A 23,451-nucleotide genomic window follows, 5' to 3' on the forward strand; every position below is an offset into this window, starting at 1 on the left:
CCACTTCGACGATGAAGGACTCATGACCGAGGGTGACTCGCCGACCATCGCGCGCCGGCGCGTACGACTCGCGCTCCGTGAAGCGCGGGAGTCGGCCGGTCTGACCCAAAATCAGGTCGCCGAAGAGATGGAGTGGTCGACCAGTAAGGTCATCCGGATCGAGAACGGGGATGTCTCCATCTCCGCCAATGATCTGCGTTCCGTGCTGACCTTCCTCGGCATCCGGGACAAGAGCACAGTCGCCGACCTGCTCGCGGCGACTCGAATTGCCCGGACCCGCCAGCGGGCATGGTACTTGGCCGACGAATTCCACACCACGCTCACCGGTGACATGCGTAAGCTCATCGAGTACGAGGTAGAAGCGACGGAAATCCGTTCGTACTCCATCTACTTCATTCCGGGCCCCCTGCAGACGCGCGACTATGCGACCGCGCTGATGTCCCGGTTCGAGGAAGAGTTGTCCGAGGAACAGCGCACGAGACGTGTCGACGCCAGAATGCGGCGCCGGGAGGCACTGCTCAGCCGGGCTGACAGCTTGCAGATCATGGTCATGGTCGACGAGTCGGTGCTGCGCCGGACCATCGGCGGCCCGGCAGTCTTCGCCGATCAGCTGCGTGACCTACGGAAAAACGTCCAGGACGGGACCATCCGGATCAGGATGGTGCCCTTCTCGCTCGATGCCTCGGTGACCAACAACGCCAGCTTCGACCTGCTCACGATGAGCGGCGGAGAGGCGTTGTACCGGGAGACCGGGCTCGGCGATGAAATGGTCGAAGACCAGGCCACGGCTGCGAAACATCATGCGCGATACAGCCGGGTCTGGGGTGAGGCCGCCGATGAAGAGGACACGATTCAATTCATCGAGGCACAGATCAAGGAGTTGGAACGAGCCGTTACGGACGGGTCGCGCCGACAATGAAAACACTAACTCACAGATAATATTTCTCGAAAGGTCCCCGATGGAACAGATGAACGTGCCCGCATGGCGCAAGAGCAGCCGCTGCGGAACGTCGACTTGTGTCGAGGTCGCGAAGGTCGAAGACCAGTACCTGATCCGCGACTCGAAGAACCCCGAGGCCACCGCCCTCTCCTTCACCAAGGACGAGTGGGACGCCTTCGTGGAGGGCGTGACCGCGGGCGAGTTCCGCTTCTAAAGACTTGGGCCCGCCCGCTCTGCGAGATCGCGAACGACCAGAGCGGGCCGGTCAAAAATACTCGCAAAATATTTAAATAGCAATAAATTGACGCCGCATAACTCCCAATGAGTGAGTTAAGCGGCATTTTCTCTTTTTCATTCATGTGGGCACCCGCTCGGCTCCGGTTCATTCGCATACCGTGGATTCCGAACCGTCACGGAGGTGCACACAAATGATCAAAACGGAAGAGCCACACTGGCGCCGAAGTAGGCGCTGTTCCACCGGCGCCTGCGTCGAGGTGGCGCGTGTCGCGGAGCGGGTTCTGATCCGTGACTCCAAGATGCCGACCGGCGCGATCCTCGCCTTCACGCACGAGGAGTGGGACGCGTTCGTGACCGGAGTCAAGGACGGCGACTTCGGTTTCGAATGACTCGTCTTCCACCGGAGCACCCTGATGCCGCGGGCCGAGCGCGGCATACTGCAATGGTGGACGGCACATCCGGCACCACCGGCACCAACCGCTTCGACCTTCTGAGCGAAGCGGCCGAGACCCTGCTGGACAACCTCACCGAGCGCTACCTGGTGGAGCGCCGGGAGAACAAGGAACCGTTCGGGCTCGACGAAGCGCTCGTGCGGACCGTCCGGCTCATCCCTCGCATGCCCACCGCCGCGCCGCTGGCGGTGCAGTTCACCGACTCCGGACTCCGGCTGCGCCTCGGCCGGTGGTGGGAGGAGCCGCTGCCGGCCTGTCCCTGCGACACCTGCGACGAGGACCCGAAAGTCACGGCCGAACGACTGCGGATCCACACCGGCGCCCTGATCGAGGGCGGACTGTGGGAACGCGTACGACGCGGGCTCATTGGGTCTTGGTTCGAGACCAGGTTGATCGGGGCCGGCGTGCAGGCTGATCAGGAAGGTCCGCTCTCCGCCGCCGGGGCCAGGGACGCCCGGCGTGAGGGCTTCGCGGCCCCGGTGCAATGGGCGCCGTGGCAGGTCCGTTCGCACTGAGGCTCTTGGGCACGGTGAGCAGGGAAAGGCTTTTGGGTACGGTGAGCAGGGAAAGGCTTTTGGGTACGGTGAGCAGAGAAAACTCTCTCACCATCACACGGGGTCACCTTTGCGCACCATGGAGAAGGTCGGCCTGCGGGCCTCCACCCGATCCGTCTACGTCACGTTCATCTTCCTCGGCATCGCGATGGCCAGCTTCGCGTCGCGAATCCCGCAGATCCGCGACCAGCTCGGGCTCACCCCGTCGCAACTCGGCCTGATGTTGCTCGCCATCGCGGCCGGCTCGGTGACGTCACTGCCGATCGCCGGGCATCTGGTCGGGCGCTTCGGCTCCCGGGTCATGGTCGGCACCGGGGCCGTTCTGCTCGGGTCGGCGCTGGCCGCCGTCGCGATCGGCTACCACTACGGCGTCGTTCCCGTGGTCATCGCCCTCTACGTCTACGGGCTCGCCACCGGCGCCTGGGACGTCGCCATGAACGTGCAGGCCGCAGTCGTGGAACGCCGCCTCGGCCGGTCGATCATGCCCCGCTTCCACGCCGGGTACAGCATCGGCACGGTCGCCGGGGCACTCGCCGGCGCGGGCGCCGTCAAGGTCGGCGTCCCGGTCACCGTCCACGTGGTGATCGCCTGCGTCCTCGTGGTGGCGGCAGTCGTCCCCGCCGTCCGATGGTTCGTGACCGATGAGGCCACCGCGGACGCCGCCGCGACGGAGAAACCTCGCGCGCTCGCCGCCTGGCGCGAGCCGCGCACCCTGCTCATCGGCCTGTTCGTGCTGTCGTTCGCCCTCACCGAAGGGGCCGGCATCGACTGGATCAGCATCGCCCTGATCGACGACCACGGCACCGCGGCGTCCACCGGCACCCTCGGCTTCGCCCTGTTCCTGGCCGCCATGACGGTCGGCCGGTGGTTCGGGCCCAACCTTCTCGACCGGTACGGCCGGGTGCCCGTGCTCCGGATGCTCGCCGTCACCGGCCTGGCCGGGCTGCTCGTCTTCGTCTTCGGGCCGTCCACACCGATCGCCTTCGCCGGGGCGATGCTGTGGGGGCTCGGCGCCTCGCTCGGCTTCCCGATCGGGATGAGCGCCGCCGCCGACGACCCGGTCAAGGCGCCCGCCCGGGTCGGGGTGGTCTCGTCGATCGGCTACTGCGCGTTCCTCGGCGGCCCGCCCCTGATCGGTTTCCTCGGTGACCATCTCACGGTCTCGAAAGGGCTGCTCGCGGTGGCGATGCTGCTGGTGCTGTCGTTCGCGCTGACCCCGGTGCTACGTGAGCCCGGCCGCCGCGTATAGGGAAGTTACAGCGGAAGTTTAGGCACCCGTTGAATAGTTCAGCACATCGATCCACTCCATTACGGAAACAGCTCAGAAGCGGAGTCGAAGTGCGTGGAACAATTCGGTGGTGCGTGTCCGGCGCGATGCTCGGTGCGGCGATCTTCTCCGCGACGCCGGCCATGGCGTCCGCAAGCGAGGTCCGGACGGCCGCCGCGTCGAGCGATGCCACGGCGTTCGAGGGCACGAAGTGTGAGCCGAACTTCAAGATGTGGAAGTGGAGCAGCGTCAGCAAGCCCTGGGCGATCACCCACGCCAAGGCGTTCGAGAACTTCAGCGGCGCGACCATCAAGCGCTCCTACTCCGTGACCCACACCTCGACGGTCAGCGCGTCCGCCAAAGCCAGCACCGGTGTCAAGTTCTCGGCCAACACGCTCATCGCCAAGCTGGAGGGCAACGCCAAGATCGAGCTGGCCGCCTCCGGCAAGAAGACGAACACCAGCAAAGAGACAGTCAGCGGCACCATGAAGAGCGGGAACGTGTACGTCTACTTCGCCGGGGTGAAGAAGGTCTCCGGCCGGTACGTCTACTCGGTCTGCAACTCCCGCGGCACCCAGATCCTCATCAAGGGCACGGGCAAGGCCACCTCGTTCGGCCTGCGCTCCGAGGGCGTGGTGCGGTGCGGCAGCTCCCCGAAGTCCACCACCCTGGCGTACAAGGTGGCCAAGGCCTACTGCTGACCTCAAAGGTTCGGCATCCGGGGGGAGCCGAGCCCTCAGCTCCCCACCAGAGAAGAAGCCCAGGTCATAGACCTGGGCTTTCTCGTTGCAACGCCGAACGGAACTGGTCGAAAAGAAGAACCCCAGGTCGGTGACCTGGGGTTTCTCACTGAGCCGCCTGACGGAATCGAACCGTCGACCTACGCATTACGAGTGCGTCGCTCTAGCCGACTGAGCTAAGGCGGCAACGTAGACAAGTCTACGGCATCGACGGGGGCATCATCATCGGGGTACGTCTGATGTCGTGTCCCGATGGCTACTGTGCCGGGTGTGGCGGAGGATGTGTCGATGGCCATCGTTCCCCCGCAGCGATCCGCTCCACCGGAGACCGTACCGGCCAAGCCGGCCGAGTCGGGGGCTGGTGGGCGCAGCCGGCCGCGCAGCCTCGATCCACAGGAGCTGGGGTTCACCCGGAAAGGGCCGATCGGCTGGCTTGCTCCGCTGATGCTGCTCAGTACCGGGCTGCGGACACTTCTGCACTTCCTCTTCGGGGCCTATCTGGACAAGCGTGAGCTGCAGAACGCTCTCGACGACGACATCTTCGACCATTCGGCGACGGCCACCGGGGACATCTGGGTGGACTATGTGGCCGACCTGGGCGACGGGTTCGACGCCACCTACTCGGTCGCCTATCTGCTGTCCCAGGATCAGCTGGAAGTCGACGGTGAGCTGCTGCCCCGGGGGCGGCTGCTGTTGATGGGTGGCGATCAGGTGTATCCGGTGGCCAGTGGTGACGAATATGAGCACCGGATGAAAGGTCCCTATCGCGCGGCGTTTCCCGAGGCTCCGGCCGGAGTGCCCCGGCCGACGCTGTACGCCCTTCCCGGAAACCATGACTGGTACGACGGGCTCACCGCGTTTCTGCGGCTCTTCGCTCGGCGTAAGGACGGCAACATCGGCGGGTGGCGGACCGGGCAGCGGCGGTCGTACTTCGCGATCAAACTGCCGGGGAACTGGTGGGTGTTCGCGGTGGACGAGCAGTTCGGGGCGTACATCGACGACCCGCAGTTGCTCTACTTCGAGAAGGCCGCCGAGCAGGTCGGGCCGGACGACCGGGTCATTCTGATGACGCCCTCGCCGACGTGGGTGAAGGCGCGGGAGAACCCGCACGCGTACGACGCGGTGGACTATTTCATCCGGACGATTCTCGGGCCCACTCAAGCCCGGGTTCGGGTTCTGGTCTCCGGCGACCTGCACCATTACGCGAGGTTCTCCGGCGACGATCGGGAGTTGATCACCTGCGGGGGTGGTGGGGCGTACACGCTGGGCACTCAGAACCTTCCGGGTCATCTGCTGGTTCCGCCGCCGGAGACGCTGACCCGCAACGCGAGCCGCAGTCGGCGGTACGACCGCAAGGCCACCTATCCGGACACGGCCGAGTCCCGCCGGATGGGGTGGGGCGTGTTCCATCGAGTGCCACGGCGTAACGCCGGGTTCGCCACGTTGCTCGGCATCATCCACACACTGACCATGTTGGCCATGGCCGGTGCGGGGGCGGCCAGTCAAGGTGGCAGCATCCAGCGGCTGTTCAGCATTCCGCTGGTCCTGATGCTGGTGCTGATCATGGCGGGCACGGTGCTCTTCGCGAAGCCGGAGGGCAACGTCCGGCATCTGGTCTTCGGGGTGGTGCACGGCCTGGCCCAGATCGCGCTGGCGGTCGGCGGCACGTGGGTGTGGTTGCAGCTGCCGTTCCGGGACTGGCCGTGGCCGGGGCCGCTCGCGGTGGCGGCTGTCGTCTACGGTCCGCTGATCGCCGTGGTCGCGACCCAGGCGCTCGCGCTGTATCTACTGGTCGCGGCCCGTTTCGACGTGAACCTGAACGAGCTGTACGCCGGTCAGGGCATCGAAGAGGCGAAGAGTTTCCTGCGGATGCACATCGCCGCCGACGGCACCCTCACGATTCACCCGATCGGGGTCGGCGCGGTCTGCAAACAGTGGGCGGCCGACCCGGACGGTGACCCGCATTCGCCCTGGTTACGGCCGGTCACCCCGATGGCCGTGCACCGGGTCGAGCCGGCCTTCGAGATCGTCTGAGGGGGCCGCTGGGTCCGGGTCGATGATCAGGGTGCGGGCGATTCCGACCAGCCAGAGCATGGTGAAGGCGATGACGGTCGGGTTCTTCACCGCGACCAGCCACGCGGTGGCGGTCTCCCGGGCGGACTCCGGCACCACGGTCGCGATCAGGGTCTCCGGCAGCACGTCGAAGATCACGAAGGCGATAATGAGCAGCACCCACTGGCCCCAGAAGGCGAGGCGGCGGGCGTGGAGGCCGGCTTTCAAGCGGGCCCAGGACTCGCGGCGGCCGATGCCGGCGGCGGCCAGCTCGTCGAGCATCAGGCGCACGACCAGGACGAAGAGCAGAATGCGGACCAGCATCACCAGCACCTCGCCGGCGATGCTGACGGCGGGCGGCACGTCCTGGCTGATGACCGTGAACCGTTGCGCGGTGGGGATCAGGGACAGGCCCAGGACCAGGATGACGTGACGTAGGTAGAAGCCTCCGGCCCACCTGGCCGCGGCTCTGCCCAGTGACAGAGAATCCTTCATGGCAACCTCCAGATATTCCACTAGCGTGGACTATCCAGGTACATGAAGTAAAGAGGTTTGACAATGCGTGACTACGGCTGGGAGTTGAGCACCGCTGTTGTGCTCTTTCACGAGGCGGTCGCGCAGCGGCTCGGACTGAGCGCCGCCGAGCACAAGGCCCTGGGCGTGATCCTGCGCTCCGGGCCGATGCCGATCGGCGCCCTGGCCCCGGCACTGGGCGTGGGCGTGACCGCGCTGACCGGCATCGTCGACCGGCTGGAACGGGCCGGTTACGTGCAGCGGCGGCCCGACCCCGCCGACCGTCGGCGCACCCTGCTGGTGGCCGATCCGGCGAAGAGGCCGGATCTCGGTGGCATCTTCGCCGACCTGACGGCGGCGATGGGTGAGTTCACCAGCCGGTACGACGAGGCACAACTGGCCGTGATCACCGACTATCTGGACAACACGATCCGCGTGCTTCGCGAGCAGACCACGCGACTGGCCGGCTGACCACACAGGCCACGCGACTGGCCGGCTGACCACCGCATTCGGCCCGGCGGGCGCGGGGCGGCCCGGGGCCCCGCATCGCTCGCGGGGACCGGGCGGAGCCGTGGTTGATGCGTACTAAATCTCGGGGTTGTATTGGGCGTCGTGGGCCTGGCGCGGAGCGCAGACCGAGGCACGGCTGCAGGAGCAGCGGGAGCCGTCGGCGTCGAGGCGGACCACCACCGCGTCCTTGGGAACACTGTGCGCGACGACGCGACCGTCACCCTCCGGCGTCGTCACACGGGAGCCGAGCGCCGGGGCGGAGGCCTGGAACGTCTGGTACAGCGGGTGCTCGTATTTGAGGCAGCACATCAGGCGGCCGCACGCGCCGGAGATGCGTAGTGGGTTGAGCGGCAGATCCTGATCTTTCGCCATCCGGATGGTGACCGGCTCGAAGTCGGTCAGGAACGTGGCGCAGCACAGGTCGCGGCCGCAGGAGCCGATGCCGCCCTGGACGCGGGCCGAGTCGCGGGCGGAGAGCTGGCGCAGCTCGACCCGGCAGTGCAGGGTGGCCCCGAGGTCACGGACCAGGGAACGGAAGTCGACCCGGTTCGGTGCGGTGAAATAGATCGTGGTGCGCGCGCTGTTACCGCCGGTCGGGTCGAGCACGTGATCGACGGCGACGACCTTCATCGGCAGGTTGTGCGACTTGATCAGCTTCTTGGCGGCGACCTTGGCCTCGGCTTTGCGCTTGCGCAACGTCTCGTCGCGGTGCAGGTCGGTGTCGACCGCCAGCCCGGCGACCTTGGGGAAACCGGAGGTGTCCTCCTCGACCCATTGCGGTGCCCAGACGCACTCCGCCACCTCGGGACCGTCATCCGTCGGCACCAGCACGCGGTCGCCGACGGCTGGCGTGAAGCCGGCCGGATCGAGGTAGTAGAGGCGGCCGTACCGGTTGAAGCTGACCGCGCACAGCATGCCCATGCGATCTACAGTACGACGGCAGGCCAGCCGTACCAAATGCCGGATTTGACCTACCCGCGAGGGTTGTCGCATAGATGCAGCGAAACTGTCCCCATCGACTGTCGTTGGCCAGTCCCGTAAGCATCCCCGGCTTGAAAGGACCTGCCATGGCACCCGCCCGGTCAGTGGCCGCCAGTGTCGTAGCGCTCGGGTTCGCGGGCACGCTGACCGCTCCCCTGCCCGCCCTCGCCGCACCCGGCTGCGCAAGGGCCGAACGCTACGCCGCACAGTCCGGGGCGGAACTTCTCCGCATCGACCGGCTCGACCTGAAACCGGGTGGCCGCATCGCCGATTCCAGGACCAAATCATCCGCCGGTACGGGGGACAAAGGCGCTGATTCCGAGCCTGATCAGGCCGACGATTCCGATCCTGCCCCTGTCGGTCCCGATGACGTCGATTCTTCTGTTGATCCTGATGACGCCGACGACTCCGAGACGCCCGCGCAGCCTCGTCCGCCTCGGCCGCGGCCCGCACAGCCTCGGGCCGTTCAGGAGAAGGCGACCGGCGGGCAGGGTGGCGGGGCGCCGCAGGAGGCCGTCAGTGACGTCGGGCTCGGGAACGCGCGAAGTGTGCTCATCGCCGGCGCTCCGGTCAGCTCGGCCGGAGCCGCCCGCGTCCTGAACGGCAAGGTCGCCGGATCCGCCGCCCGCAACGAGTTGGTCGTGCAGCAGGCGCCGCCGGTACAGCCCAAGGCGAGCGAACGACGAACCGGACCGCAGCGGTACGGGCCGCTCAACGTCGGCGCGGGTGCCCTGAGCGCCCGAGCGGTGTGGAAAGCCGGCATGGAATGCGGATCGGTCGAGGGGCCGGTGTCCACGGCTAGCGCCGAGATCAGCCGGGTCGCGATCACCGGAGCCGGGAACGGGGCGCTGATCCGGGTACCGGAGAAGATCTCCAGCCGGAGCGGCACCGCCCTGCGCCGACGGGCCGGAACCTCGCAGAGCGTCGCGACGGCGAGCATCACCGCGGGCCGGATCAGCCTGGTCGACAACGAGGTGCGGATCCGGGTACTGCGCTCACCCCAGCTCACGGTCACCGCGGGCGGAAAGAGCCGGGTCGACTACCGGCCGGCGATCGTGGAGATCATCAGCCGCAGCGGCAAACAAGCACGCCTGGACACAGCCGGTGAGTACGTTGACATTACGTTGAGTGATGAGCTTCGCCCGTTGGAATCGACGCCGGCCCCGCTAGTGCCGATCGGTGGACTGCCGTTGCCGACCGTTCCGGGCCTGCCGGTTCTCAGCGAGACCGAGAACAGCCCCATCCCCACCGGAACCGACGGCTCCGTCATGCGGATCTCGCTGGGCGCGGTACGCCAGGCAACCGACGGCGCCGCGATCGCCGCCGCAGCCACCGCGATCCGGGTGACCGTGATCCGCAACGACACGACAACCGACAGCAAACCGTCCGGTGTGGTCGCCGACCTGGGAATCGGCATGCTCCAGGCCGCAGCCGTCGCTCCCGGCACATCCGGGGGTGGCACCACCGGCGGCGGCTCCACCGGCGGTGGCACCACTGGCGGCGGCACTGGTACTGGCGCGCCCGGTGCCGGGTCGGGAGCCGGTGCCGGTCCCGGCACCGCGGTCGGAACCGGCACCGGCGATTCCGGCCTCCCGATCACCGGCCCGCGGGTGGCGTCCCTGCTGATCGCTGGGGCGGCCCTGGTCATCGGCGGCGTCTGCGCCGTGGTCACGACTTCCCGCCGCCGACGTCGGCAGCCCTGAACAGCAAAACTGAGCCCTGGGCGGCGCCTCCCGCAGTTGCTACGACCGCCTCGCCTTCCCTGCTGGTCGCGGCCGGCGGCTTCCCGAACCGTTTGACCTGGCGCCTTCGAAATCCAGTCCAGATTCACTCGTCCGGTGCCACACAACGAGAGCGCCATACGCCACATCGGACATAACCGGCTGGCGGGCAGGTCGTCTGACGGCGCCGGGTGCTGCAGGAGGTTCGCCAGACAGAGCAGTGGGTTTGGCCGGTGGTCGCCAGACAAGGCAGGGGGTTCGACCAAGCGGTTCGCCGGGCAGTGGCGCGGGTCCATCGCGTCGGGCGAACGGTCCTAGGCTCGCCGTTCGCAGGCCGTTCGTCAGACCGGTAGTGGGTTCTGCAGGCGGACGTAGTCGTCGAGGAGGTCTTCGGCCCGGTCGTAGCTGTCGGCGACCGTGCGGAGCAGGATCGCCCCGATGGCCGCGGCGGCGCCCGCTTCCTGGCCGGGCGGGTGTGCGCTGCCGGTGAGGGTCAGGGCCTCGGTGGTCAGGCAGACCTCGGCGAGGGATTCCGCGAGGTCGGCACGGGCGCCGAGCATCCAGCCGGTCAGGGCGTCGGCCAGGTCGGCGGTCGCTTCCATCCGCTCGCCGAGGCTGTCGGGGCCGCCGTGCAGTCGTTCGGCCGTGCTGCGCCGGGCCTGCTCGTAGGCGTCGGCGGCCGCCCCGGACCACTCCCCCGGCAGCGGCAGAGCGTCGGCCAGGTCGGCGTAGGCCCGGGCGTCGGCCCGCAACTCCGGAACCGAGTCCAGAATGGCCGTCGGCCGTAGCCCGGCGACCGCACGCGCGGCGTCACCGGGCAGCAGTCGCACCCGCCGCAGTTCGGCCCAGACGTCGTGCCCGCCGGGCGCGCCGACCGTCGAGAGCACGTCGTCGACCCGGGTGAGCAGCGGGTTCGCCACAGTCAACAGTTGATCGAGCCGGTCCATCACAATCCTCGCAGAAGACAGCCCATCGCCCGGCCGCCGACAATGAGCGGAAAACGGCCCATCACCCGACCACCAACGGCAAGCCGAAGGCGACCGATCACTCCGCCGACGGCAAGCCGAAAGCGGCCGATCGCTAGGCCGCCGACGGTAAGCCGAGAAGGGCGCGGCAACCGGCCGCTTGCGGTGAGCTGAAAGTGGCCTGGCACCCGGTCGACAAGACCGGATCCGGTGGGCGGACGCCTTGCAGGTAACCACACGTCACCGGGGCCACGGAGACCGGCCATCGGGTGCGGGGATGCGGAAGCGGACGAGGACGGGGCGCCGGAGGGCATCAGAGACCCCTCTGGAAACGTCGGCGGACCAGGTCGTCGGTTTCGGTGTAGGCGTGAGCGCTGACCCGGACGGACTCGGCCATCTCGGTCAGGTGGGTGGAGGCGTCGGCGGCCTCCCGGGCGCGGGCTGCCAGGACCGCGGACCAGCCGGCGAACAGGGCGCGGCCGATGCGGCCCGGGCGACCGGCGTCGGCGGCGCCGAAGTCGGCGGCGACCGGAACCAGATCTGGGACGCGACGGTCCACGGTGGCCAGTGCCTTTGCGGCATGGTCGATCTGGTCGGCGAGTCGATCCACGTCAGTGTCCTTCCAGGGTGCGGAACGATCCGAACACCTCACCGTGCAGTTTCTCCCTGGCCCAACGGGCGGCTTCGGCGGCGCTGGTCACCACGGAACGCATCTCCCGGGCGAACTCGGCCGGCTCGCGATGACGCAGGCCACCGTGCATCTTGATGTCCACGATGTCTCCCGCGGCGGTCACGACCACCTCGATCGACTGGTCCGGCGAGTGCACCGAGACGGTGTGGGCGGCCACCGCTGCACCGAAGTCGGCGTGCAGGTCTTCGATGCGCCGATATCGGTCGATCGCCTCGTCGATCCACGCCTCGTCGATCTCGCGGGCCATTCAGGCTCCTCACCGCGCGTCATGCCACCGTCGCGTTCCGGGTTGAGACCGTACCCGCTCCGGTCATCGTCCCGCTACGGCCGACAGCCCTCTGTGGATAACGTCGTCAATCAACACGGAGAGCGATACCGCTTCCATCGAAGTATTACTTTCAGTAGTCGAAATAGAGGGCCGGGGGCAAGCTGAGCCCACAAAAGCAGGAGCAGGCGGTACCGACCAGGACCAGCTCCGACCCGAGGGGCGAGGTCAGACGCGAAGGACGGAACGGCCGGAACCGGAGACACGAGCCTGGACGCGACGCGCGGGGTAAGCCGTGAGCGGCGTCGGCCCGGAACCGGCCGTGACGCGGGGTCTGGGGCTCGGGCCCCAGATATACGATCGTCCGGTGAGTCCCCAAGATGTCTTCTCGGATCTGGTGGGCCAGGACGAACCGGTCCGGATCCTGCGCCGGGCCGCGGCAGCGGCCGCCCGCACCATGGCCGGTGACCCGGATCCGGGTGGGATGACCCACGCCTGGATCTTCACCGGTCCGCCGGGGGCCCGGCGAGCGGTCGCGGCGCGGGCTTTCGCGGCCGCGTTGCAGTGTGAGCGGGACGGCATCGGCTGCGGCGAGTGCCACGGGTGTCACACGACGATGGTCGGTACGCACGCTGACGTGCACGTGGTGGCCACCGAAGGGCTCAGCATCGGGGTCAAGGAGACCAGGATGCTGGTGTTGCGGTCGGCCAGCGCCCCGTCCGGCAGCCGCTGGCAGGTCGTCATCGTGGAGGACGCCGACCGGCTCGGCGAGCGGGCCAGCAACGCGCTGCTCAAGGCCATCGAGGAGCCGTCGCCGCGGACGGTCTTCCTGCTGTGCACTCCGTCGGTGCACCCGGACGACATCATGGTGACGATCCGGTCCCGGTGCCGCCTGGTGTCGATGATCCAGCCATCGGCGGCGGCTTTGAGTGAGTTCCTGGTGCGCCGGCACGGCATGGTTCCGGAGCAGGCCGGCTGGGCGGCGGCCGCCGCGCAGGGTGATCTGGAGCGGGCCCGGCAGCTCGCGGCGGATCCGGAGTCCCGTGGTCGCCGGGACGAGGTGCTCGGTGTGCCGCGCCGGCTGACCAACATCGGGGCGTGTTTCGAGGCGGCGACGAAGCTGGAGGCGGCCACCAAGCTGGAGGCGGCGAGCGCGGTGGCCGATCTGGACGTGGCGGAGCGGTCCGCGCTGGAGCGGGCGCTGGGCGCGGGCGGCACCGGCCGGGGTGCGACGTCGGCGATGCGCGGTGCGGCCGGCCAGTTGAAGGAGCTGGAGCGGAACCAGAAGGCGCGGGCTACCCGGGCGCAGCGCGACGCGATCGACCGGGCGCTTCAGGATCTGGTCGGTTTCTACCGGGACGTGCTGGTCACCTCGATGCGGGCGCCGGTGGCGATGGTGCACGGCGATCTGGCGGCAGTGACGTCGGCCGCGGCGGAGAAGTGGGCGCCGGAGAGCACGTTGCGTCGCCTGGAGGCGGTGCTGGCCTGCCGTGATTCGATCGACCGCAACGTGAAACCGCAGGTCGCCCTAGAGGCGATGATGGTCACGCTCTGGCGAGGATGAAGTCTCGATAGTTTCGGCGACCAGCCGTGAGATGACCGCCGTCCTCGACCCGGCTGAGACTCAGCTGACCTCGACCGGATCCAGTACGCCGGCGAGGCGGAGGGTGACCGCTTCGGAGATCTCGTCGAGGGGCCGGGACGCGTCCAGGACCAGGTACCGCTTGGGGTCGGTGGCGGCCAGGTCGAGGAAGGCGTACCGAACCCGCTCGTGGAAGGCCTGGGACTCGCTCTCCAGGCGGTCGGCGCCCTCGCCCCGGGAGTCCACCCGGGTCAGGCCCACGCCGGGGTCGACGTCGAGCAGGACGACCAGGTCGGGTTTGAGCCCGCCGGTGGCCCACGCGGACAGCCAGGAGATCTCCTGGACCGGCAGGGTGCGCCCAGCGCCCTGGTAGGCCAGCGACGAGTCGATGTAGCGGTCACTGATCACGACGGCGCCCCGGCTGAGGGCGGGCCGGACCACGGTGGCGACGTGGTGGGCCCGGTCGGCGGCGTAGAGCAGCGCCTCGGCCCGGGCCGACGGGGTCTCGGACTTGTCCAGCACCAGCCCGCGGATTCGGGCGCCGACGTCGGTGGCGCCGGGTTCGCGGGTGACGACGACGTCGCGGCCCTCTGCTTTGAGTGCTTCGGCGAGCCGGGTGACCTGGGTCGACTTGCCGGCTCCCTCGCCGCCTTCGAAGACCACGAAGACTCCGGAGCGGACGAATTCCTCGGGCGGGGAGAGCGGGCGCCCGCGCAGCGAGCCGAACAGGTCGGCGAGGACCGGCACGCCCTTCTTGTCGTCCATCTGGCGGAACGCCCCGATGCCCACCCAGATGCCGATCGCACCGGCCACCAGCAGCAGCACCCGGGTGGACGACACGTCGAAGGCGAGCGGGCCCAGGTGGACCCGGCGGGAGCTGCCGAAACCGACGAGCACGCCGGCCACTGTGATGGCCAGCAGGAGCACGGTCCGGACGCCGATCTGCACGACGGCGAAGACCCGGCCGCGGACGGCGTCCTCGATCTCCCCGTACAGCAGGGTGGTCCCGGCCAGGAACGCCATGCCCGCACCGGCACCGACGAGCAGCGCCCCGACCAGGGCCATCGACAGGTGGAACGCGAAGCCGAGGAACATCACCGATCCGCTGGCCAGCACGATGCTCATGCCGAACCAGCGCCGCCGGGACAGGTCCTTGACGATCATCGGGCCGAGGCCGATGCCGAGTGCCAGGCCCATGAAGATGAAGCCGAAGAGCAGGGAGAACGCGGCCTCACCGGCACCCAGCGAGTAGGCGAAGGTGCGGGCCGCGCCGATCACCACGCCACCGGCGGCGAACGCTCCGAAGATGCCGACCACCAGGCCGCGGACCAGCGGGGTGCTGCCGAGGTATTTCCACCCGTCGAGGAACTGGCGGGTCATGCTCTGTTCTTCGGCGGCGCGCTTGCGCTCCTCGCTCTTGCCGCCGATCTCCTTGATGCCGAAGAAGACGACGATCGCGGTGGCCAGGCGGGAGAGCGCGTTGATGTAGAGGGCGATCTGCACCGGCTGCGCCCAGTCCGGCAGGGAGACACCGGACTGCTGGAGTCCGGCGGTCAGCGCGGAGAGTGTCAGGGCGGCGAGGATCGGCGTGATGCCGTACGTGGTGACCAGGGTGAGCTGGTTGGAGACCTCGATCTGCGACTTGGGGATCAGGTTCGGGACCGCGGCCTCCTTGGCCGGGATCCAGATCAGCGTGATCGCCTCGCCGATGAGGGTGGCGATGGTGGCCCAGGCGACGGTCTGGGCCGGGGTGGCGCCGAAGACCGGGGCGAGCGGGATCGAGCCGTAGATGACGAACCGCAGCAGGTCGACGATCACCATCGTGTAGCGGCGGTCGAACCGGTCGGCGAGCACTCCCGCGATCGGGCCGAGGACCAGGGCCGGGAGCAGGCGCACGGCGATGGTGCCACCGAACGCGGCGCCCTGGGCCGCGGTGTTCTCGAACTGGGCGGATGCGAAGAGCGCGGTGGCGAGGATGCCGATCCAGTCACCGAAGGAGGCGGCCGCGAGGACCAGCCAGAGCCTCCGGAAGCCGCGTAGGCGCAGAACCGAGCGAAGCGCCGCCATCCCACTGAGGTCGACGGGCCCCGGGTCCTGCTGCTTGTCCGTACTGATGGCCCTACCTCCCGTGGTCACTGCTCGGAGCACTGTAACCGGCCACCCCGGAAGGCGCGGGGCAGCCACGATCGGGTAAAGCAGAGATGAATGTCTTTCGTGTTATCCACCTCACGGGATAACGTGCTCCCGTGCTCCCTGACCGCACGTCCCTGCGCGAGCGACTCGACAAAGCCACCGGCGATCTGGAGACCCCCGTTGCGGTGGTCGACCTGGCCGCCTTCGACGACAACGCAGATCGACTGGCCGCCCGGGCCGGCGGCAAACCACTCCGGGTGGCGAGCAAGTCGATCCGGTGCCGGACCCTGCTGGAACGGGTGCTGAGCCGGCCCGGCTGGCACGGGGTGATGGCCTACACGCTGCCCGAGGCGATCTGGCTGGTCCGCACGGGTGTGACCGATGACGTGCTGGTGGCGTACCCGACGGTGGACCGGACGGCGCTCGCCGAACTGGCCGCCGACGCCGGACTCGCGGCGGCGATCACTCTGATGGTGGACCATCCGGCGCAGCTCGACCTGATCGACCTGGTGGTGGACCCTAGCGCCCGTCCGGCCGTACGACTGTGCATTGATCTTGATGCGGCCTGGCGCCCGGCCGGCCCGCTGTACATCGGGGTGCGCCGCTCCCCGGTCCACTCGGCCGCCCAGGCCGGTGCCCTGGCCCGGACCTTAGCCGCGCGCGACGGGTTCCGACTGGTCGGCGTGATGTGTTACGAGGCGCACATCGCCGGGGTCGGCGACGACCCGCCCGGCCAGCCGCTACGGGCCCGGGCGATCCGCCTGATGCAGAAGCGGGCCCTGCCCGAGCTGCTGGCACGCCGGGCCGCAGCGGTACGGGCCGTCCGGGAACACGCCGATCTGGAGTTCGTCAACGGCGGCGGGACCGGCAGTGTCGCCGCGACCAGCGCCGATCCCGCGGTCACCGAGGTCGCCGCGGGCTCCGGGCTCTACGGGCCGACACTCTTCGACGGTTACCGCGACTGGCGGCCAACTCCGGCGGCGTTCTTCGCCCTGTCGGTGGTGCGCCGGCCGGCTCCGCGGATCGCGACCGTCCTCGGCGGCGGCTGGATCGCGTCCGGCACCGCCGAGGATTCCCGCCTGCCGACGCCGTGGCTGCCCGAGGGCCTGAGTTACAAGGCTGACGAGGGCGCCGGTGAGGTGCAGACCCCGCTGGTGGGCGCGGCCGCCGAGGGACTGCGCCCCGGCGACCGGGTGTGGTTCCGGCATGCCAAGGCCGGCGAGCTGTGCGAGCACGTCAACGAGTTGCAACTGGTCAACGGCGAGACAGCCGCGCCGGCCCCCACGTACCGTGGAGAAGGCCGTGCCTTTCTGGGGTGACGAGACCTCAGGCCGACACGTGCCGGTGCAGGTATTCCCTTATCAGGGCTTTGGCCTCGGTGAGGACCGCCTCGTCACCGGTGGAGTCGCGGCGGAACGCCAGCTTGATCAGCGCGTCCGCCGCCTCCACCGAGATCTGCAGCGCGAACCGCAGACGGCCCCGGTCGGCCAGTTTGAACTGCTCGATCAGCAGTTCGGCCAGGCGCTCGGCGATGACCGCGTTGTTGTCCCGGTCGGAGTCGAGCAGGTGCAGGTCGACCACATCACCGAAATGCAGCGTCCGGAAACCCGGCACACTGCGGTGCATGTGGATGTAGGCGTCGATCGCAGCGTCGACCGCGTCCCACCAATGGGTGAAGATCTCGCTGGCGAATCGGTCGGACAGGCTTTGCAGGTACGCGTCCATGTTGCGCAGTGCGAGCGCCTGGACGATGGCCCGTTTATCCGGGAAGAACTGGTAGACCGAACCGATCGCGACTTCAGCGCGCTCGGCGAGCAGCGTGGTGGTCAGGCCCTCATAACCGACCTCGTCGACCAGCTCAGCACAGGCGTCGAGCATGCGCTGCACCCGGGCAACGCTTCTGCCCTGCACCGGAACCCGCCGCAGCGGTCCGGTACTGACGGTTGGTGTCGACACGCGTCGCCACTCCCTCTCAGCAAAGAGATCCGTTCACGACCGGAGCTCGCAAGGAAAATGTTCACCGTCGTGAATAAATCTCATCGTTAAATCGAACGTTACTCGGATCAACGAGCGAGGGGCATCGACGGGACGCCGGGTACCGGTGTCCGCTCGGACGGAGGACAAAGGCCAGAATGACTACACCCGTTAATTCCCGTCGGTGGACCAACTGGGGCCTGAACCAGGAGTCTGTCGCCGATGTCCTGACACCCGGCAATGTCGACGAGGTCGCCGCCGCATTGAGCCGGGCCGCCGAGGACGGCCGGCGGGTCAAGGTGGTCGGTAGCGGCCACTCGTTCACCTCCATTGCGGTCGCTGACGATCAGCGCATGCACGTGCACCGCCTCAGCCACCTGATCAGCGTCGACGGTCCGCTGGTGACCGTCCAGGCCGGAATGACGCTGTCCGCACTGAACCGGGTGCTCGCCGAGCACGATCTGGCTATGCCCAATCTCGGTGACATCGACGCACAGACCGTGGCCGGTGCCGTCTCCACCGGAACACACGGCACCGGCCTCGAGCACGGCACCCTGGCGTCCTGCGTCGAGGCGCTGACCGTGGTCACCGCAGCCGGGCAGATCGAGCGTTACACCGCGGACTCCCCCGAGTTCGGGGCGGTGCGGCTCGGGCTCGGGGCGCTCGGCGTGATCGTCGAGGTCACCCTCCGGTGTGTGCCCGCGTTCACCCTGCTCGCCGACGAGCGGCCGATGTCACTGCCGGACGTGCTGGCCGGGCTCGACGATTGGCTGCCGGCGAACGAACATGTCGAGTTCTTCTGGTACCCGTACACCGACCGGGCCTCTTTGAAGATCAACAAACGGGTGGACGAGGACGACCGGCCGCTGTCGAAGTTCCGGAGCTGGCTCGACGACGACTTCCTCTCCAACACCGTCTGGCAGGGCGTCTGTGCACTGGGCCGGAGGATCCCCGGAACCGTCCCCACTCTCAACGGCATCTCGGCACGGGCCCTCAGCGCACGGACCTACACCGGCCGGTCGCACGAGGTCTTCTGCTCCCAGCGCAAGGTCAAATTCACCGAGATGGAGTACGAGGTACCGCGCCCCGCCCTCCCCGAAGTCCTCGGCGCGCTCGACCGGATCTTCGAGGAGCTGCCGTTCAAGGTGCAGTTCCCGGTCGAGGTCCGGTTCACCGGCCCGGACGACCTGTGGCTGTCCCACGGGTACGGCCGGGAGTCCGCCTACATCGCGGTGCACCAGTACTTCGGTGTCCCCTACGAGCCCTACTTCCGGGCCTTCGAAGCCGTCTGCGCCGGGCTCGGCGGCCGGCCGCACTGGGGCAAGCTGCACTATCGGGACGCCGAGTCGCTGCGCCCGGTCTACCCTCGCTTCGACGACTTCCTGGCCGTCCGGGACCGCCTCGACCCGCAGCGGATGTTCACCAACGACTACCTGAAGCGCGTGCTGGGCAGCTGAAACCGGGTTCGGGTGCCGACCGCACCCGAACCCGGCACGCTCACTCCGCGGCGGTGGTGGCCTTACGCGGGGCGGCCTTCTTGGCCGGAGCCTTCTTGGCCGCCGTGGTGGTCTTCGCGGCGGTCGTCTTCTTGGCGGCGGTCGTCTTCTTCACCGCGGCCTTCTTGGCCGGGGTCTTCTCGCCGGTGGCCGCCGACTTGGCCGGAGCCGCCTTCTTCGCGGGAGCCCGCTTCTTCGGCGCCGGACCCTTCGCCCGCTTGTCGGCGATCATCTGCGAGGCCTGCTCCAGAGTGATCTCCTCAGGAGTCTGATCGCTGCGCAGCGTCGCGTTGAACTCGCCATCGGTCACGTAGGAACCGAACCGGCCGTCCTTGATCACCAGCGGCTTCTGGCTGACCGGGTCGACACCCAGCTCACGCAGCGGCGGCTTGGCGGTCCGCGCCTGACGAGTCTTCGGCTGCGCGAGCAGTGCCAGGGCCTCGTCCAGGGTGATCGTCAGCAGCTGACCCTCGCTGCCCAGCGACCGCGAGTCCTTCTCCCGGGAGATGTACGGCCCGAACTTGCCGTTGCGGGCCACGATCTCGTTGCCCTCGGCGTCCTTGCCCACCACCCGCGGCAGCTTGAGCAGGTCGAGAGCCTGCTCCAGGGTGACCGTCTGCGGCGACTGGTCCTTGAACAGCGACGACTTGCGCTCACCGGCCGAGACGTACGGCCCGAAGCGCCCCGATTTCACGGTGACCTCGTCGTTGGTGACCGGGTCGGTGCCCAGCACCCGGTCGCCGTTGCCGGCCAGGAAGAGTTCCTCGACCCGTTCCGGGGTCAGCTCGTCGGGGGCGATGCCCTCCGGCAGTGAGGCCTTGTCCTCGTGCGCGTCCTCGCCGCCGTCGACCGCCCTGCGCTGCAGGTAAGGCCCGAACTTGCCGACCCGGACGACGACCCGCCGGTTCTCTTCGTCGACGAAGAGCGGGATCGAGTTGACCTCGCGGGCGTCGATCTCACTGAGGTTCTCGGTGACCATCTTCTTCAGGCCGCCGGACCGGGCGACCTCCTCGATGGTCGCGTCGTCGTCGCTACCGAAGTAGAAGCCGCTGAGGAACGCCAGCTGCGTGCCGTCACCGGCCGCGATGTCGTCGAGCTGGCCCTCCATCGCGGCGGTGAAGTTGTAGTCCACCAGCCGTGGATAGTGGCCCTCGAGCAGGCCGATCACCGCGAACGCCAGGAACGACGGGATCATCGCCTGGCCGCGCTTCTCCACGTAACCGCGGTCCTGGATGGTCTGCATGATCGACGAGTAGGTGGAGGGGCGGCCGATGCCCAGCTCCTCCAGCGCCTTGACCAGCGACGCCTCGGTGTACCGCGCCGGGGGCGTGGTGTGGTGACCGGCCGCGTTCAGCTGGTCGGCGTTCAGAGGCTGGTCCTTCACCAGGTTCGGCAGGCGGCGCTCGGCGTCCTCGGCCTCGGCGTTCTCGTCGTCCGAGGACTCCACGTAGGCCCGCAGGAAACCGGGGTCGGTGATCGTCTTGCCGGAGGCGGAGAAGTCGGCCTCCTCCTGCGCCGCGGTGACCGCGCGGATCCGGACGCTCATCGAGTTACCGACCGCGTCGGTCATCTGCGAGGCGATGGTGCGGCGCCAGATCAGCTCGTAGAGCTTGAACTCGTCGCTGCTCAGCTCCTTGGCCACCTCGCCGGGAGTCCGGAAGTTGTCTCCGGCCGGGCGGATCGCCTCGTGCGCCTCCTGGGCACCCTTGGCCTTGGTGGTGTACTTCCGCGGCTGCGGCGGGACGTTGTTCGCGCCGTACAGCTCGGCGATCTGCCTACGGGCGGCGGCCAGCGCGGTCTCGGAGAGGTTCACCGAGTCCGTACGCATGTAGGTGATGTAGCCCTTCTCATACAGGCTCTGCGCGGTGCGCATCGTCTGCTGCGAGGAGTAGCGCATCTTGCGCGCGGCTTCCTGCTGGAGCGTGGAGGTGATGAACGGCGCGTACGGCCGGCGGCGGTACGGCTTCTCCTCGGTCCGGGTGACCGTGAACGGGCGGCCCTCCAGACGGGCGGCCAGCCCTCGGGCGCCGTCACCGTCCAGCTGCACCGCGTTCGACCCCGGTTTGAGCTTGCCGGTGGTGGGCTCGAAGTCCTTACCGGTGGCGATCCGGTCGCCGTCCAGCGCGATCAGCGTGGCGTTGAACGAGCGCGGGCCCTCGACCTGACCCTGAACGGACAGGTTGGCGAGGATGTCCCAGTACTCCGCGGTCCGGAAGGCCATCCGCTGCCGCTCGCGCTCGACCACGATGCGGGTGGCGACGGACTGCACGCGACCAGCGGAGAGGCCGCGCATCACCTTCTTCCACAGGACCGGGCTGACCTCGTAGCCGTACAACCGGTCCAGGATCCGGCGGGCCTCCTGCGCGTCGACCAGCGAACGGTCGATGTCACGCGGGTTGGCCACGGCCGCCTGGATGGCCGGCTTGGTGATCTCGTGGAAGACCATCCGCTTGTACGGGACCTTCGGCTTGATCGTCTCGATCAGGTGCCAGGCAATGGCCTCGCCCTCGCGGTCCTCATCGGTGGCGAGGAAGATCTCGTCGACCTCCCGGGCGAGTCGCTTCAGCTTCGCCACCTGCTGCTTACGGCTCTCGGAGATCACATAGAGGGCGTGGAAGCCGTTGTCGACGTCGACACCGAGCCGAGCCCACGGCTGGCCCTTGAACTCCTCCGGAACCTCGTCGGCGTTGCGCGGTAGGTCGCGGATATGGCCGACGGAGGCCTCGACCAGATAGTCGGGGCCCAGGTAACCGGCGATCGTCTTGGCCTTCGACGGGGACTCGACGATGACCAGACGGGTCGTCCTGGTTTCACTCGGCACGGCACTCCTTATTTGACCCTCAGCGCTCCCCGCTTCCGTCCGGCGGAGCACAGACGTTCAACGTAACGCGCCGGACAAGCCCACATTCCCGGGGAACCCCGCAGTCGGATGGTAACGGTCCGAACACCGCATGCGTCTGACCGCGACACCGTACACCGGGAAGACACTGTTATGTCGGACACAATCACTGAAGATCACGCGCCCACACCGCCGGGCCAGAACTCGTCCGGGGCTGCCGAGGGGCGGTCACCCACCAGTTCGGCCAGCCGGCGCAACCTCCGGCGGCCGGTGATCAGATAACGCCGTCCGTCATCCGACACTCGGCCGGCCAGACCCGCACGGACCAGCGCGGCGTCCACCACGGCACGGTCCTTGGCCGGGTCCAGGCCGAGCTGGTAGCCCCCCGGGGCCGGACCTCCGGCGGCGGCCACCCACAGCCGCAGACGGGGCCCGGAGAGGAAGAGTTGCGCGGAGGCGTCCGGCCAAGCGAGAGCAAGACCGTTCAACCTTCGGGAGTACGCGGTACGAACCTCGAAGACCGGCCGTTTCTCCTCCGCCTTCTCCTCTTCGGTATCCGGGGACGTGTCGTTCGCCTCGTTTTCCGCGGTCGGCGCGTCCGGGCGTACCGAATCGGCCTGTTGGTGATCCTGCTCCTGATCCTCGACCGGCTCCCAGGTGGCCCGTAGACCCCGCACGACCAGCTCGCCGACCAGGACGTGGACCCGCCAGGCCGCGTCCACCCGGACCGAGACCCGGGCCGTGCCACCGATCCGGCCCAACTGCCCCGGACCAGCCAGCAACCCGGCCAGATCAGCAGGCGACGGCTCGATGGTCTCGGCACCGAACATCGACAGCTGGCGGCCGGGCGGAGAGCCGACCGGGCCGGCCGGACGCCGCTCGGCACGTTTCGCCACCGGAACCGGCGGAGGAAGCACCTCCCGCGGGATCAGCGGCCAGCCGGTCTCGGTCATCGGCACTCGGGCAGCGAGTCGAAGGCCTGTCTCAGCTCGACCGACTCCAGGTTGGTCGTGTCCAGGCTGCTCTTCTGATAGTCCGTGGAGAGCTGCTCGACGACCTTGCCGACCTCGGCGTAGAACCCCTCGACGGGGCGGGTGGCCAGGCCTTCGATGCCGGTGCGGGCGTGGCCGTAGGCGTCCCGGATGCCGGCCAGCGAGTCCTGGAAGCCGTCGGCGATGGCCTCACCGTTCGTCACGTCGGGCACCCCGGCCTGCTCCACACCGGCCCGCGCCTGCTCGCTCGCGGTGGCGGCACCCTCGAAGAGCCGGGCCAGGTTCTCCTTCGCCTGACCGGGCGTGGTCTCCGCGGTCATCAGCTGCTGGGTGCGGGACGTCAGAGAGTCGATCTCAGCCCGCCAGGGACTGAGAGTGGTGCACACCAGTGCGGCCCAGGCATGCGCACCGGGGTTACCGGCACAGGCCGCCAACGGTGTGGCGAGCGCGAGGACGAGGGCGAGAGAGATCGGGCGGGCCGCACGCATGCAAGCAGGGTACGACTATGGTCGGACTCTTCACACGCCTCGATGGCGCGATAACGAAG

Annotated in this window: 22 protein-coding genes and 1 tRNA gene; 12 read left to right on the top strand and 11 right to left on the bottom strand. The window is 68.5% G+C overall.

What is annotated here, in order from left to right; all coding sequences use genetic code 11:
• Positions 1–22 precede the first annotated feature (22 nt).
• From BLU81_RS31495 to BLU81_RS31520, 6 genes are all read left to right on the top strand, one after another.
• Positions 23–919, top strand: a complete 897-nt coding sequence (locus tag BLU81_RS31495; RefSeq protein WP_092549434.1) for a helix-turn-helix domain-containing protein — start codon at positions 23–25, stop codon at positions 917–919.
• Between the two features lie 40 nt (positions 920–959).
• Entirely contained in the window at positions 960–1,154 is a 195-nt protein-coding gene (locus BLU81_RS31500) for a DUF397 domain-containing protein (protein WP_092549437.1), read from the top strand.
• 214 nt (positions 1,155–1,368) lie between these two features.
• A complete protein-coding gene (locus tag BLU81_RS31505) occupies positions 1,369–1,566 on the top strand; it encodes a DUF397 domain-containing protein (protein WP_092549440.1) in 198 nt (65 codons plus the stop codon).
• A 53-nt stretch (positions 1,567–1,619) separates the two neighbouring features.
• Positions 1,620–2,144 carry a DUF6226 family protein gene (locus BLU81_RS31510; protein ID WP_092549443.1) on the top strand — a complete coding sequence of 175 codons (525 nt, stop codon included), beginning with the start codon at positions 1,620–1,622 and terminating at the stop codon, positions 2,142–2,144.
• A gap of 118 nt (positions 2,145–2,262) precedes the next feature.
• The gene (locus tag BLU81_RS31515) at positions 2,263–3,432 is read left to right on the top strand and encodes an MFS transporter (protein ID WP_092549446.1); all 1,170 of its coding nucleotides are present in this window, start codon (positions 2,263–2,265) and stop codon (positions 3,430–3,432) included.
• An 89-nt stretch (positions 3,433–3,521) separates the two neighbouring features.
• Positions 3,522–4,151: a hypothetical protein gene (locus tag BLU81_RS31520; protein WP_157751852.1), complete on the top strand. Its 630-nt coding sequence runs from the start codon at positions 3,522–3,524 to the stop codon at positions 4,149–4,151.
• Positions 4,152–4,302: 151 nt separating this feature from the next.
• Here the strand turns inward: BLU81_RS31520 and BLU81_RS31525 are convergent.
• Positions 4,303–4,376, bottom strand: a tRNA-Thr gene (locus BLU81_RS31525).
• 102 nt (positions 4,377–4,478) lie between these two features.
• Here BLU81_RS31525 and BLU81_RS31530 point away from each other — a divergent pair.
• The gene (locus BLU81_RS31530; protein WP_157751853.1) at positions 4,479–6,224 is read left to right on the top strand and encodes a metallophosphoesterase family protein; all 1,746 of its coding nucleotides are present in this window, start codon (positions 4,479–4,481) and stop codon (positions 6,222–6,224) included.
• Here BLU81_RS31530 and BLU81_RS31535 read toward each other — a convergent pair.
• The gene (locus BLU81_RS31535) at positions 6,165–6,737 is read right to left on the bottom strand and encodes a hypothetical protein (protein ID WP_092549452.1); all 573 of its coding nucleotides are present in this window, start codon (positions 6,735–6,737) and stop codon (positions 6,165–6,167) included. The two genes, BLU81_RS31530 and BLU81_RS31535, sit on opposite strands and share 60 nt — an antisense overlap.
• 63 nt (positions 6,738–6,800) lie before the next feature.
• Here BLU81_RS31535 and BLU81_RS31540 point away from each other — a divergent pair, with 63 nt between their 5' ends.
• Complete coding sequence (locus tag BLU81_RS31540) at positions 6,801–7,226, top strand: MarR family winged helix-turn-helix transcriptional regulator (protein ID WP_092549455.1); 426 nt, start codon at positions 6,801–6,803, stop codon at positions 7,224–7,226.
• A gap of 114 nt (positions 7,227–7,340) precedes the next feature.
• Here BLU81_RS31540 and BLU81_RS31545 read toward each other — a convergent pair whose 3' ends face one another.
• The gene (locus tag BLU81_RS31545; RefSeq protein WP_092549458.1) at positions 7,341–8,186 is read right to left on the bottom strand and encodes a PSP1 domain-containing protein; all 846 of its coding nucleotides are present in this window, start codon (positions 8,184–8,186) and stop codon (positions 7,341–7,343) included.
• A 146-nt stretch (positions 8,187–8,332) separates the two neighbouring features.
• On the opposite strand from BLU81_RS31545, the gene BLU81_RS31550 reads away from it, so the two are divergent.
• On the top strand, positions 8,333–9,949 hold the full coding sequence (locus BLU81_RS31550; RefSeq protein ID WP_092549461.1) for a hypothetical protein: 1,617 nt from the start codon (positions 8,333–8,335) through the stop codon (positions 9,947–9,949).
• Between the two features lie 359 nt (positions 9,950–10,308).
• On the opposite strand, the gene BLU81_RS31555 is transcribed toward BLU81_RS31550, so the two are convergent.
• The 3 genes from BLU81_RS31555 to BLU81_RS31565 all read right to left on the bottom strand — a co-directional run bounded on the left by BLU81_RS31555 (position 10,309) and on the right by BLU81_RS31565 (position 11,870).
• Positions 10,309–10,914: a hypothetical protein gene (locus BLU81_RS31555; protein WP_092549464.1), complete on the bottom strand. Its 606-nt coding sequence runs from the start codon at positions 10,912–10,914 to the stop codon at positions 10,309–10,311.
• A gap of 331 nt (positions 10,915–11,245) precedes the next feature.
• The gene (locus BLU81_RS31560) at positions 11,246–11,542 is read right to left on the bottom strand and encodes a type VII secretion target (protein ID WP_092549467.1); all 297 of its coding nucleotides are present in this window, start codon (positions 11,540–11,542) and stop codon (positions 11,246–11,248) included.
• Between the two features lies 1 nt (position 11,543).
• Positions 11,544–11,870 (bottom strand): hypothetical protein, encoded by a 327-nt coding sequence (locus tag BLU81_RS31565; protein ID WP_092549470.1) that lies wholly within the window; start codon positions 11,868–11,870, stop codon positions 11,544–11,546.
• Positions 11,871–12,255: 385 nt separating this feature from the next.
• On the opposite strand from BLU81_RS31565, the gene BLU81_RS31570 reads away from it, so the two are divergent.
• Positions 12,256–13,452: a DNA polymerase III subunit delta' gene (locus BLU81_RS31570; RefSeq protein ID WP_092549472.1), complete on the top strand. Its 1,197-nt coding sequence runs from the start codon at positions 12,256–12,258 to the stop codon at positions 13,450–13,452.
• A gap of 60 nt (positions 13,453–13,512) precedes the next feature.
• On the opposite strand, the gene tmk is transcribed toward BLU81_RS31570, so the two are convergent.
• A complete protein-coding gene (tmk, locus tag BLU81_RS31575; RefSeq protein WP_092549476.1) occupies positions 13,513–15,537 on the bottom strand; it encodes a dTMP kinase in 2,025 nt (674 codons plus the stop codon).
• A 179-nt stretch (positions 15,538–15,716) separates the two neighbouring features.
• Between tmk and BLU81_RS31580 the strand changes: the two genes are divergently transcribed.
• Positions 15,717–16,922 carry an amino acid deaminase/aldolase gene (locus BLU81_RS31580; RefSeq protein WP_092549479.1) on the top strand — a complete coding sequence of 402 codons (1,206 nt, stop codon included), beginning with the start codon at positions 15,717–15,719 and terminating at the stop codon, positions 16,920–16,922.
• A 7-nt stretch (positions 16,923–16,929) separates the two neighbouring features.
• Here BLU81_RS31580 and BLU81_RS31585 read toward each other — a convergent pair whose 3' ends face one another.
• A complete protein-coding gene (locus BLU81_RS31585) occupies positions 16,930–17,559 on the bottom strand; it encodes a TetR family transcriptional regulator (protein ID WP_092549482.1) in 630 nt (209 codons plus the stop codon).
• A gap of 176 nt (positions 17,560–17,735) precedes the next feature.
• On the opposite strand from BLU81_RS31585, the gene BLU81_RS31590 reads away from it, so the two are divergent.
• Positions 17,736–19,034, top strand: a complete 1,299-nt coding sequence (locus tag BLU81_RS31590; protein ID WP_092549485.1) for a D-arabinono-1,4-lactone oxidase — start codon at positions 17,736–17,738, stop codon at positions 19,032–19,034.
• Between the two features lie 40 nt (positions 19,035–19,074).
• On the opposite strand, the gene topA is transcribed toward BLU81_RS31590, so the two are convergent.
• The 3 genes from topA to BLU81_RS31605 form a co-directional block, all read right to left on the bottom strand.
• Entirely contained in the window at positions 19,075–21,894 is a 2,820-nt protein-coding gene (gene topA, locus BLU81_RS31595; RefSeq protein WP_092549488.1) for a type I DNA topoisomerase, read from the bottom strand.
• 194 nt (positions 21,895–22,088) lie between these two features.
• Positions 22,089–22,865, bottom strand: coding sequence for a hypothetical protein (locus BLU81_RS31600; RefSeq protein WP_231953605.1), 777 nt, complete (start codon positions 22,863–22,865; stop codon positions 22,089–22,091).
• Positions 22,862–23,392, bottom strand: coding sequence for a hypothetical protein (locus BLU81_RS31605; RefSeq protein WP_092549491.1), 531 nt, complete (start codon positions 23,390–23,392; stop codon positions 22,862–22,864). The genes BLU81_RS31600 and BLU81_RS31605 overlap by 4 nt, the downstream gene beginning before the upstream one ends.
• Positions 23,393–23,451: the final 59 nt, after the last annotated feature.

It is taken from the genome of Actinoplanes derwentensis (assembly GCF_900104725.1).
Taxonomy (GTDB): domain Bacteria; phylum Actinomycetota; class Actinomycetes; order Mycobacteriales; family Micromonosporaceae; genus Actinoplanes; species Actinoplanes derwentensis.

Coding starts and splice junctions, on each gene's coding strand:
- BLU81_RS31495 (WP_092549434.1), top strand. CDS start 23: ATGACCGAGGGTGACTCGCCGACCATCGCGCGCCGGCGCGTACGACTC.
- BLU81_RS31500 (WP_092549437.1), top strand. CDS start 960: ATGGAACAGATGAACGTGCCCGCATGGCGCAAGAGCAGCCGCTGCGGA.
- BLU81_RS31505 (WP_092549440.1), top strand. CDS start 1,369: ATGATCAAAACGGAAGAGCCACACTGGCGCCGAAGTAGGCGCTGTTCC.
- BLU81_RS31510 (WP_092549443.1), top strand. CDS start 1,620: ATGGTGGACGGCACATCCGGCACCACCGGCACCAACCGCTTCGACCTT.
- BLU81_RS31515 (WP_092549446.1), top strand. CDS start 2,263: ATGGAGAAGGTCGGCCTGCGGGCCTCCACCCGATCCGTCTACGTCACG.
- BLU81_RS31530 (WP_157751853.1), top strand. CDS start 4,479: ATGGCCATCGTTCCCCCGCAGCGATCCGCTCCACCGGAGACCGTACCG.
- BLU81_RS31535 (WP_092549452.1), bottom strand. CDS start 6,737: ATGAAGGATTCTCTGTCACTGGGCAGAGCCGCGGCCAGGTGGGCCGGA.
- BLU81_RS31540 (WP_092549455.1), top strand. CDS start 6,801: ATGCGTGACTACGGCTGGGAGTTGAGCACCGCTGTTGTGCTCTTTCAC.
- BLU81_RS31545 (WP_092549458.1), bottom strand. CDS start 8,186: ATGGGCATGCTGTGCGCGGTCAGCTTCAACCGGTACGGCCGCCTCTAC.
- BLU81_RS31550 (WP_092549461.1), top strand. CDS start 8,333: ATGGCACCCGCCCGGTCAGTGGCCGCCAGTGTCGTAGCGCTCGGGTTC.
- BLU81_RS31555 (WP_092549464.1), bottom strand. CDS start 10,914: ATGGACCGGCTCGATCAACTGTTGACTGTGGCGAACCCGCTGCTCACC.
- BLU81_RS31565 (WP_092549470.1), bottom strand. CDS start 11,870: ATGGCCCGCGAGATCGACGAGGCGTGGATCGACGAGGCGATCGACCGA.
- tmk (WP_092549476.1), bottom strand. CDS start 15,537: ATGGCGGCGCTTCGCTCGGTTCTGCGCCTACGCGGCTTCCGGAGGCTC.
- BLU81_RS31590 (WP_092549485.1), top strand. CDS start 17,736: ATGACTACACCCGTTAATTCCCGTCGGTGGACCAACTGGGGCCTGAAC.
- BLU81_RS31600 (WP_231953605.1), bottom strand. CDS start 22,865: ATGACCGAGACCGGCTGGCCGCTGATCCCGCGGGAGGTGCTTCCTCCG.
- BLU81_RS31605 (WP_092549491.1), bottom strand. CDS start 23,392: ATGCGTGCGGCCCGCCCGATCTCTCTCGCCCTCGTCCTCGCGCTCGCC.